Raw genomic sequence first — 10291 nt, forward strand, 5'->3', positions numbered from 1 at the left:
TGTCTCTGTATTCATCTGACAGTTTTTAGGGGTTAATGATTAGATTCAACACCTAAATTTAATCCCTAACTGTCAGATTTCATCGTAGCTTTTTCAAATGACTGCAGCTTATTTTCAACCTCAGGGCCAGACTCATAGCTGCTCAGATGCCCTTCCATCTCTGCTTCAAGAGCCTCTTCCAAAAACTCCTTCAGCATTGGGGCAAACGCTTCGTTTTTCCCAAATAGTGGCTCTCCGTTTTAAATTATCTTAATGCTTTCCCTTTTAGGCTTTCTTTTTCTTCTGTACTCATGTCTAATACTGATAATATTTAAAACTAAATTCCAAGGTTAGACGGAGTTGAGATTACAGTCTCGTTGGTCGTTGGTTTGGGCCTCCTTTTTTTAGTTATAGATCTCCGGAGCTTTTTGAGCTGTAAAAATCGAAGGAGGTTCTGCGTCTTGTGGCGGTTTCCAAATCATCGATTACTGTTCACCTTTTTTCGCGCGCTTTGTCTTCATTCTAAAACCGATATAAACTCCAATGACTATCACTAACCCGCCAAGGAGGTAAAGCCATAACTCGTTCCGGTTTTGTTCTCTGCCGTTAAGTTCGACAGCGACTGTTTTGCTTAAGGTTTTATTTAGAGAATCCGCCTGGCTGACGTTTATGTAGTTAGCGCCGATTGCGTTTGTCAATTCCATCAGGCTGTCTTCTTGTTCCGTCATTTCTACGCCAATAACATAAATAGGTGCTTTTTCCGCTTTTTTTGTCGACAAACTGATCTGAAGAGGTGCCGGCGTAGTCAGGTATTTGGGTTGTAGTTCGAAATATCTGACTGAATCCTCCGAGATTTCAAGTGAGGCCGAAATCAGGCCATTTTCGAACAGAGAAGTTTCGATGTCGGTATGAAGGATATTACCCTGACGATCGAGCACGTTGATTGTGATGAATTTGGTTAGATCAATATTGGCATAGCTGGCGTGATTGATTTTGACAAAATATCTTTGCGCGCGTTTCGCTTTCACCCTGAAAACATCCTTGTCAAAATCCGGGAATAACGTGAAGTCTTCGACCTTATCGAATTCAAGATCCACAGCGACAGAAATAGAATCGTTTGGCTCGTGTTTATCGTCTACTTTGATGCGGTCGACTTTCAACCTTACGGGATTGACGGACCACTGGCGGTTGGCGGCCGTTAGTTTGACTTTTGTTTCTCCGGTTTCATTGATCCTTGTAAAAAAGGGCGATTGGGAAGAGCGGTTGGTCTGAATTTCGGTAAAGGTATTGTCAACCACATCATGTCCTGAAAGGCTTAGCTGCACGACATCTCCTGGTTTTCCAAGAAGCGAAAAATTTTCGACGTCTTCCGGCAGCAAGCGAATCGTGTACTGGTCTCCCGCTTTTATTTCCGCGGGTTCGATGTCGTTTGGCTCAAGCGCATCGTTCACGATTATTTGTCGGAAATGAATAAGAAGGGGCTTAAAAAGATCTTCTGGCGGTGTATTTCTTCTTACAGACAGAAGGTTTTCACCGGATTCGAGAAAAAAGGGCTGATCGTGAAGTCTGACGTTTCCGTCTTTTTTATGGAGCGTCCAAGTCAGGTTGGATTCTGAATCGTCGGTTTCCGGTACGATGATCGCGGCGCTGTCAACCGAAAGAATAAAATAGTCCTGATCGGTTTCCGGGATCAATTCTATATGATACCACTTGAACGGCTCGACGAGCGTAGCGTTTTCAGGTTTATCATTTGGTTCCAGGATATCCCAGGGTTCGATGAAGGCAACATGGGCGGTAATCAGGATGGAGTCCGCAAGGGTGGAATCAGACGCTGTTTGAAATTTCACTTCGCCGGGAAAGTCAATTTTTGCTATTGGTCCCGGATTTCTGGCACCTAAAGGATCCACAAAAAATGAATTGGCTTGAAGGCGCTTGATAAGCGTGGAATCGTATAAGTTGCCGGCGCTTTTGAAGTTGAGCGCGAGATATCCGGGACGGTTTAAGTTAAATGTTATTGAGGTATCCCGTTTAAGCGCAAACGATATCGTCGAATCGGCGCTTTCCTGAATTGGAGGCGGGGGGGCCTCATTGAATTCCGGGAAGAGAGGCTCGATGGCGACGGTCTTGTTTTCCGATTTGATGAGGATAAACGCGATAGCCACTATTACAATTACTCCCGCTACCACGAGGATAGTCAAAAGAACAGGTTTTTTCATTGTAATCGTTTTAATTTCATATTATGCGCGTCAAGAATTGTTTTCGCGTCTGCCACCGAGGCCGGATAATTGCCCTTGCATGATTCTAATCCGTCGGTCACAACAAAAAGGGCGTGTCCGGATCTTCTGGAATCCGAGGCGATATACTCTGCCGCCTGTGAAATAGCGGAGGCCAGGGGCGTATTGCCGTAAGGCACTAAGCTTTCCACCGTGCCGATAGCTGTTTCTTTATCGGCAGTGAAATGCAGGTTTACACCAGCGCCATAACAGCCGCTAAAAGAAAGAATGGCAATTTCATCGTCCGGACTGATCATATCAGAAGAAATGACAGATATCACGGCTCTTTTTGCTTCGTTTAATCGATTGTTGCGGTCCATGCTTTCGGAATCGTCGATCAGAAAGACAACCGACTTGCCTTCTTTGATCGGAATCAATTTTACCCGATAGTTTTCGGTATCCGGAGTAGGCTCGTAGTAATTCCATGTGGACGTTTCGGACACGTATTCGGGTATCGTAACCGGGTCGTCAATCAGCTTATTCGACAATGGTTCTATGGCGTCGATTTCTATCTGCGCCAGTTCCGGCAGTTCCACGAGGTCAAAAAAACCCGTCCAGCTATTTTCGTTAATTGTCCCTTCCACCTTTTTTCCGCCCACTGTAACCGTTCTGACTTCGACCGGACGGGAGAAAATAATGTTCAGCTGAAATTCTTTTTTGCCTTCCAGAACTTCATCTTCATGTGTAATCAGATACCTTCTTTTTTTAGCATTTTCTTTTTCATCATACAAATCTAATAATGCCTGGTTCATTCCCTCGAGCGCCGACTTGGCTACGTCTCTTAAATAACCTTCGTATTTCAAAAGTGAATGGGCCATTTTTCGGTGCATATCAGCTGCCAGGTATTCCTGCCAGGCGGTTTCTCTTATTCCGTAGTCGGTAGCTTTTTGCGCGACCATTACGGAAACGTTTTGCGCGATATTGCTACCCATCCCTTTCCACCAGTCTGCGTTCTTAAATGTCTTGTTCGCCATTTGCGAAAGGAAGTCCGTAGGATTTTGCCTTAACATTCTCAGGTATTCGCGGGTGTTTGTCCTGAGCGTTTTTGTTACGTCGTTCATGCCATATTCAGCTCTCATAACCGGAGACTGTTCTATTGCCCACGTCTCCCCATCCAGGACCAGGTGTTCTACGGAATACCACAATTTCCCTTCCCTGGCGGCCTTAAGCGGACTCAGGTAATCCGGTCCCCTGTATTGAATACCTCCGGCAAATTCCCGCGGATCTCCAACCAGTCCGCCAGGGTCGACGGCGGTAGGATCAACCAGTGCCATGGTTAAAACTTCCTTGATTCGTTTCTTCCACTGTCCGGGATCTAGGAAATTTTCCACAGGAAAGCCGGCGCTTTTTGCGGTTTCCTTCACTATTTCGTCGCGCCATTGCGCATGATCGCCGTACCTGAATCTTTCCTGTAGGGAATGGGTAGGAGGGGAGTCGTTTGAAATGCCGGGCAAGTTAAGGACGTCCCAGTTTTTATGTTTCCTTTCGTCGCCGGTTGCCCAGCTCACCAGACCCCAGGTGCGGAAGCCCGCTTCAACGAAAAGCGAATAGGGCCCCAGCGTTTTCCAGTCGTCGACGATATTATACGCCGCGTCAAAAGCTTCCCATCCCATTTGGGCAAAAGCGTTTCCCCAGACGGCCCATTCGTAATCGTCCATTTCTTCGGCCGCGATATTATTAAGTCGCTCAACTTCCGGCAGCAGGTCGTTGATCCTTTCGGTGCGCAATTCGATGTGTTCTTTTTGCGATTCGATATTTTTAAGCAAGGCGTCTATCTTCGCCTGAACCAGGTCGGACTCCGAGCCCCAGGTAGCGCTGTATTTCGTTGCGCTGCCATAGTTTACTTTTACCTCCTGAACATGGGGCGGGCGTATTTCTTGTAACTTTTTCGGAGCTTCTTTTCGCAAGGTCGACAGACTGGCGATGGCCTCATTGCGTGCGTTTTCGGCCAGCTCCAGATTTGTCTCCGCTTGTATGAGCCGTTGTCTGGCGCTTTCTACCTCATTTTTATATCGTTCGCGCAGGTCTATCAGTTTATACCTTTCGCGGTGCAGCTCACTTATGCGTTGTGGGAATCCACCTCTGTCCAACCGGCCTTTCTTCATGTTTTCATAGGCCACGATATATCTTTGCACATCGTTGATTTGGGATGGCGACCCGTTATTCCTCTTTAACATTTCGAGTTCAACCGTATAATTCTGGATCTGGCGGTCGATGTGGCTTGTCGCAGCGTCAGCGTTGTTGCGCACGGAAGTCAGGCCACGATCCACGGAATTCAGCAATCGGACTGCAATCCGGTCTTTTTCGACAGCAGTTGAGAGATTTGCCTGTGCTTCCCGCAGAGCGTTTTGCTTCTGGAAGACCATATCTGCCGCTTCATTTACTTTTTCTTCGGCTGCGGTTATTTCAGCGGCAACTTCCTTTTCCAGCGCTGTCAGCTGCGCATCAATATTTGATGGGATTATTAAGAAAAGAATCAGGAGTTTCTTTGGGGATAACAGCCGTATGGTAGAACTGGATGGTCTCATTTTAAGATGATTAGACGCTGACTGTAAGTTAAATATAAGAAAAAATGGGGAAAGATGGAAGGGGGCAAGTGGCGAGTAGCATTTTTTTGCTCACTGCCCCGTGGCAACTGGTTCCGAGTTGCGGATTTGTGAGTGGAATGGTCATTTATTGCTGATGGTGTATTGGCGATAAAAATTACCTCACATCGGATTTTTTCTTTTTTCCATATACATAGGTTATTAACTCGGCTGCCGGACGAAGATGATCAACCAGCGAAGCTTTCCGAAGAGGGAAAGGGATGGCAGTTTCGAATTTTTAGCGATGGGAAAAAATAAAATTGCGATATGAGCTCCATCGGTAATAATATTGGCTTTTGAATAGATCGCGAGTTTGTTTATTAATTTGGTGAAAGTGCATGGGAAGATGTTGAAAAAAGGAACTTCTGATACGCATAACATCCAACGCCCCCTTGTATGGCCGGTAGTCGGGAAACGGTTTACAGTTTATAACATTGGCTTGAGTGCATTGGGCAGCAATCGAATAAAATAAAATTTGGTACATTTAAAGAAGTTTGGGAAAGCCGGGATAAAAGTGCACCGAAAGCGCCCACAGCGTGGAAGCCTGGACGTTACTATTCATTGAAATGATAACTATGACGCCTAAAGAAACAGAAATAGAATCAAATCAACATTCAAAAGTTGGAAAACTCGATCGCATAAGCTTCGGGATCGTTTCTTGCTGCGGTCTTGGCCTGAAACCGGTGCCCGAATTCAGACAACTTCTTTTCCAGAAAAAACCGAAGCCAACGAATCCCTGTAAACGTACCGTTTTCGAGATATCGCCTAATTGCTATTTGTTTCCCTATCAGATTTGATTATTTTGATATGCCAAAGGTAGGTGACACTTAGGTGGAAAGTCCGTACCTACGCAACCTGGGTTCGGAAACATGGATTTCACAGAAAATGCAATTTTAAAGTAGGGGTTTATGGAACTATTACCACTTGTTATTGCTATTGTCAGCCTTTTAGCAACCCTATTTACTTTTTATCTGACACAACTAAGAACCGCTACTATTTCAATCCTTATTGGTCCTGAGATCAGGATGTATTATGCAGATTTCCCTAACAATTCAACGGGAATTTACATACCCACTACATTTATAAACTCTTCAGTAAATATGGGGACTGTGATAAAATGTGGCATTTCAATTTCTAAAAAAGATACTCAGGAAAACTATTTTATGCTGTGGAAGGAGTTTTCAAAAGTGGGACCCGCTGGAAATTGGGTTTTTGATAGTCAAGCCCATTCAATAGCCATTGCAGGAAAAACTTCCATCACGAAAACGGTTTGGTACTGTTGGTTTGCAGAATCAAATCCTAAGCTTCATTTTACCGAAGGAGAATATAAGTTGGTGGTGCATATATGGCTAGGCAAAAGAGATAAACCTAAGAATTATGAATATAGATTCTTCATCTCGAAGCAAGATGAACAGGAATTTAATAAGAGGCTTGAGAATAACAGCAAAAAGGTTTACGCTATTATGTTAAATAATGAGTTGGAAACAAATAAATACCTATTATCGAAAGATGATAAACGATTCTTAAAAGGTTAAAATAGTTTATAATAAAAAGTCTCTATGATATTGGGGCAACGGGAAGTTTGAGTGGTTAAATATTGGGGTTCAATATGTTAGGACAATAGCATAATTTTTTTTATCCCCTTTGATGATCGGTAAAAATCCTCGAAATGGTTATTGGAAGAAATGTCCCCGGAAGACTGGGAGAAATCAACCATCGCGCCTAAATAGATGGTAAAAGACATCGCCGTACACCTGCTGGATGGAAATTTTCGATAGGCTGGCGGTAATGGCATAAAAAAACCCCGCAACTGACACAGCTACAGGGTTCTGGTGGAGGATAACGGATTCGAACCGATGACCTCTACACTGCCAGTGTAGCGCTCTAGCCAACTGAGCTAATCCCCCGAATGGGAGTGCAAATATAAATAGGTAAATCTATTCGCCAAATTATTCCGCGGAATATTTTATCCGCGTCAGGATGCTTCTTCCCAGCGTCACCTCATCCGTGTATTCCAGCTCACCGCCCACGGGAATGCCCCGGGCAATGGTGCTAACGTTTACAGCTTTTTCCTGCAGCTTTCGGGTAATATAAAAAGAAGTGGTGTCCCCTTCCATGGTACCGGGAAGGGCTAAGATCACTTCCGTAACTGCCTGCCCGGAAGGAGGGTTTTCGATTCGTTTGAGTAGGGATTCGATGTTGATTTCTTCGGGTCCGATGCCCTGTATGGGCGAAATCACTCCCCCCAGTACATGGTAAAGCCCGGTATACTGATTGGTGTTTTCGATGGCCAGCAGGTCGGGCAGGTCTTCTACCACGCAAATCAGGCTTTTATCCCGTTTGTTTCCCTCGCAGATACTGCAGGTATCGCTGTCGGAGACATTGTGGCAGATGGCACAATACCGGATGTCAGTTCGCAATTTCAGCAGCGCTTCTGTCAGGGATATCGTAACGGGTTCTTTCTGCTTGAGCAGGTGTAGGGTTAGCCGTAGGGCTGTTTTCTTACCGATACCTGGAAGGCGGCTGATCTCGGTGACCGCGTCTTCTATTAATTTGGAAGGGAAATTCACCAAAGGTGGCGTTAGACAATGGTAGCTTGGATGCCGGCATCCAGGATAGACTCACACATGGGCTTTAACTTTCCGATGCTGCCTTTTTTTACGGAGCACTTGCCTTTGTAATGAATGATCATCGTGCATTGTTCGGCTTGTTCCTGGCTGTGTTTGCAAACCTTAATCAAAATTTTGCTCACATGGTCGAACGTATTGAAATCATCGTTGAAAACAACCAGGTCGTGCTCCTCCTTGTCTACCTGCTCATCGAGCAGTAACTCTTCTTCGGTTTCCACTAAATGTTCTAAAGGTTTCATTTTGCAAAGTTAATAATTAATCACAACTTTATCGGCCTTTAGCCTGAAGCAATATGGATTCTAATTTAGTACTAATTGTCATAACGTCCTATTTTTTGTTGTTGTTCCTCATTTCCTGGCTTACTTCCAGAAAATTAACGGCAGATACTTTTTTTACGGGCGACAGGCAATCTCCCTGGTTTTTGGTGGCCTTCGGAATGATCGGGGCTTCCTTGTCCGGAGTGACTTTTATTTCCGTGCCGGGGGAGGTGGGAAGCAGTAATTTTTACTACTTCCAGTTGGTGCTGGGCTATACTGTCGGTTATGCCGTAATCGCCAAAGTGTTGCTTCCCCTATATTACCGCTTAAATCTGGTTTCCATCTACTCGTACCTGGAAGGACGCTTTGGATTCTGGTCTTATAAGACCGGGGCCTTCTTTTTTATCCTTTCCAGGACGCTAGGCTCCTCCATTCGTGTATTTCTGGTGGCAGGAGTGTTACAGTTGATACTATTTGACCGTTGGGGCATTCCGTTTTGGGGTTCCGTATTGATTACGGTTTCGCTTATCTGGCTATACACCTTCAGGGGGGGGATAAAAACCGTTGTATGGACAGATACCCTACAAACCCTTTTTATGTTGCTGGCCGTGGTGGTCAGCATGGTGCTGGTATCTCAGGAACTGGGAATTGCGGGAATAGGAGAATTGGTGGGAGTGGTAGCCGATCAGCCGTATTCCAGGATTTTTGATTGGGACTGGAAGTCCGGGACGAATTTTTTCAAGCAGTTTTTTTCCGGGGCATTTATCGTAATTGTCATGACGGGACTGGATCAGGACATGATGCAGAAAAACCTTACCTGTCGAAACCTGAAAGATGCGCAGAAAAACATGTTTTGGTTTACCAATATACTGGTAGTCGTCAACCTGATTTTTCTGGTTTTGGGAGTGCTGCTATACCTTTATGCATCGGAAAACCAACTGAAGCTACCCGAGCGGACCGATGATTTGTATCCCCTGCTGGCTACTTCCTATTTTTCCACTTTCGCCGGGATTGTATTTGTGCTGGGAATTACGGCAGCAGCCTATAGCAGCGCAGACTCCACACTTACGGCGTTGACGACGTCATTTTGCTACGATTTCCTGGAAATAAACAAAAAATACGAGGCAGCCGCTGCCGTTCGTGTCCGGAAAAAAGTACATTTGGGATTCACGTTGCTTATGTTTTTCGTAATTCTGGCCTTTCGCTGGATTAATGATCAAAGTGTGATCAATGCGGTATTTACCATTGCAGGCTATACCTATGGGCCCTTACTTGGCTTGTATAGTTTCGGGTTATTTACTTCGTTTCAGGTGAAGGATAAATGGGTTCCTTACCTGGCAGTTTTGGCTCCCCTGATTTCATTTCTGATTTCCTTTCAATCCGAAAAGTGGCTGGGAGGGTACCAATTTGGTTTTGAATTGTTAATTCTGAACGGTGTATTAATGTTTATAGGGCTGCTTTTAGTCAGAAGCAGAAAAGCTTCCTGATACCGAAAGGAATAAATTCCAAAAGGGATTAATACGCTTGGTCCTTGTGCAATAATAGCGAGAGGATCGTCCAAATGATAATTTTCAGATCCAACAAGGGTGACCAATTGTTTACATAGAAGATATCCAGTTTACACCTGGAATAGATATCGTAAAAATCTCTGGTTTCTCCCCGGAAGCCTTTGGCCTGAGCCAGGCCGGTAATTCCAGGCTTTACCGTATGACGAAACATAAAGTTGTCAATTTCGGCTGAGAATTTATAATTCATAGGAACTGCGTGTGGCCGGGGCCCTACGATGGACATGTCTCCCTTGATCACATTGAAAAATTGAGGCAATTCGTCCATACTTGTTTTACGCAGGAATTTCCCTATCCAGGTAACCCTGGGATCGTCCTTGGTGGCTTGCTGAGTATCTGCCTGCTCATTGATGTACATGGTCCGGAACTTGTAGCAATAAAAGGGTACATTGTCCTTTCCGTGACGGAGTTGCTTAAAAATAATAGGGCCTTCCGAAGTGATTTTTATTAAAAATCCGATGATTGGAAACATCCAAGAGAATACAAAAAGAACCAGGCCAAAGCTGAAAAACAAATCGAAGGTCCTTTTAAGAACCTGCTGGGATTCATCAAAAAAGACTTCTGGGAAAGAGCGGTGGATTCCACCCTTTCCATATGTACTTTTTACTCGTGGTTTTCTCTCTGTAAGTGTAGAGGCCATACGGTTCTGGTTTTGATTTCTAACTAGTAAATTCCCTTTAAACCATTATCATGCCACAAAACCAATAATATAATTTTGTCTTTTTAAAAATGCATTTCAAAACTAAAATAAAGGATTTGAATTTCCTAATTATTTATCCATATTTTTGATAAAGGTAATATTTAAGCCACAATAATTAACGAATAGTTAATTTTAAACCTAAAAAATTAACTATTCTATAAAACAGGTTATTTTATAATTTGTTGAAAAGATTACCATTAAAAAAAAAATATTTAGCAAATCTGCCTTGAAGCTGATTGGCTAACGGGTAGCTTAATTTTAAGGGATGAGGTGTTTGGCAGGATCCCAAAAGACACGTTCAA

At 44.1% G+C, this 10291-nt stretch carries 7 protein-coding genes and 1 tRNA gene; 2 read left to right on the forward strand and 6 right to left on the reverse strand.

The annotated features are described in order from the left end of the window. Positions 1-464: 464 nt before the first annotated feature. On the reverse strand, positions 465-2195 hold the full coding sequence (locus GKS34_RS23000; protein WP_163387474.1) for a hypothetical protein: 1731 nt from the start codon (positions 2193-2195) through the stop codon (positions 465-467). Further along, the gene (locus GKS34_RS23005) at positions 2192-4780 is read right to left on the reverse strand and encodes a vWA domain-containing protein (protein WP_163387476.1); all 2589 of its coding nucleotides are present in this window, start codon (positions 4778-4780) and stop codon (positions 2192-2194) included. The genes GKS34_RS23000 and GKS34_RS23005 overlap by 4 nt, the downstream gene beginning before the upstream one ends. 965 nt (positions 4781-5745) lie before the next feature. Here GKS34_RS23005 and GKS34_RS23010 point away from each other — a divergent pair. Beyond that, entirely contained in the window at positions 5746-6372 is a 627-nt protein-coding gene (locus GKS34_RS23010) for a hypothetical protein (RefSeq protein WP_163387478.1), read from the forward strand. A gap of 295 nt (positions 6373-6667) precedes the next feature. Here GKS34_RS23010 and GKS34_RS23015 read toward each other — a convergent pair. From GKS34_RS23015 to GKS34_RS23025, 3 genes are all read right to left on the reverse strand, one after another. After that, positions 6668-6744: transfer RNA gene (locus tag GKS34_RS23015), tRNA-Ala, on the reverse strand. A 42-nt stretch (positions 6745-6786) separates the two neighbouring features. Beyond that, the gene (recR, locus tag GKS34_RS23020) at positions 6787-7407 is read right to left on the reverse strand and encodes a recombination mediator RecR (protein ID WP_163387480.1); all 621 of its coding nucleotides are present in this window, start codon (positions 7405-7407) and stop codon (positions 6787-6789) included. Positions 7408-7418: 11 nt separating this feature from the next. Next, positions 7419-7706 (reverse strand): ATP-dependent Clp protease adaptor ClpS, encoded by a 288-nt coding sequence (locus GKS34_RS23025; protein WP_162339987.1) that lies wholly within the window; start codon positions 7704-7706, stop codon positions 7419-7421. A 53-nt stretch (positions 7707-7759) separates the two neighbouring features. Here GKS34_RS23025 and GKS34_RS23030 point away from each other — a divergent pair, with 53 nt between their 5' ends. Further along, positions 7760-9211, forward strand: coding sequence for a sodium:solute symporter (locus GKS34_RS23030; RefSeq protein ID WP_163387482.1), 1452 nt, complete (start codon positions 7760-7762; stop codon positions 9209-9211). Between the two features lie 28 nt (positions 9212-9239). Here GKS34_RS23030 and GKS34_RS23035 read toward each other — a convergent pair whose 3' ends face one another. Beyond that, positions 9240-9929, reverse strand: coding sequence for a sugar transferase (locus GKS34_RS23035; protein WP_163387485.1), 690 nt, complete (start codon positions 9927-9929; stop codon positions 9240-9242). Between the last annotated feature and the right edge of the window lie 362 nt (positions 9930-10291).

It is taken from the genome of Cyclobacterium jeungdonense, from assembly GCF_010994275.1.
In the GTDB taxonomy this organism is placed as follows: domain Bacteria; phylum Bacteroidota; class Bacteroidia; order Cytophagales; family Cyclobacteriaceae; genus Cyclobacterium; species Cyclobacterium jeungdonense.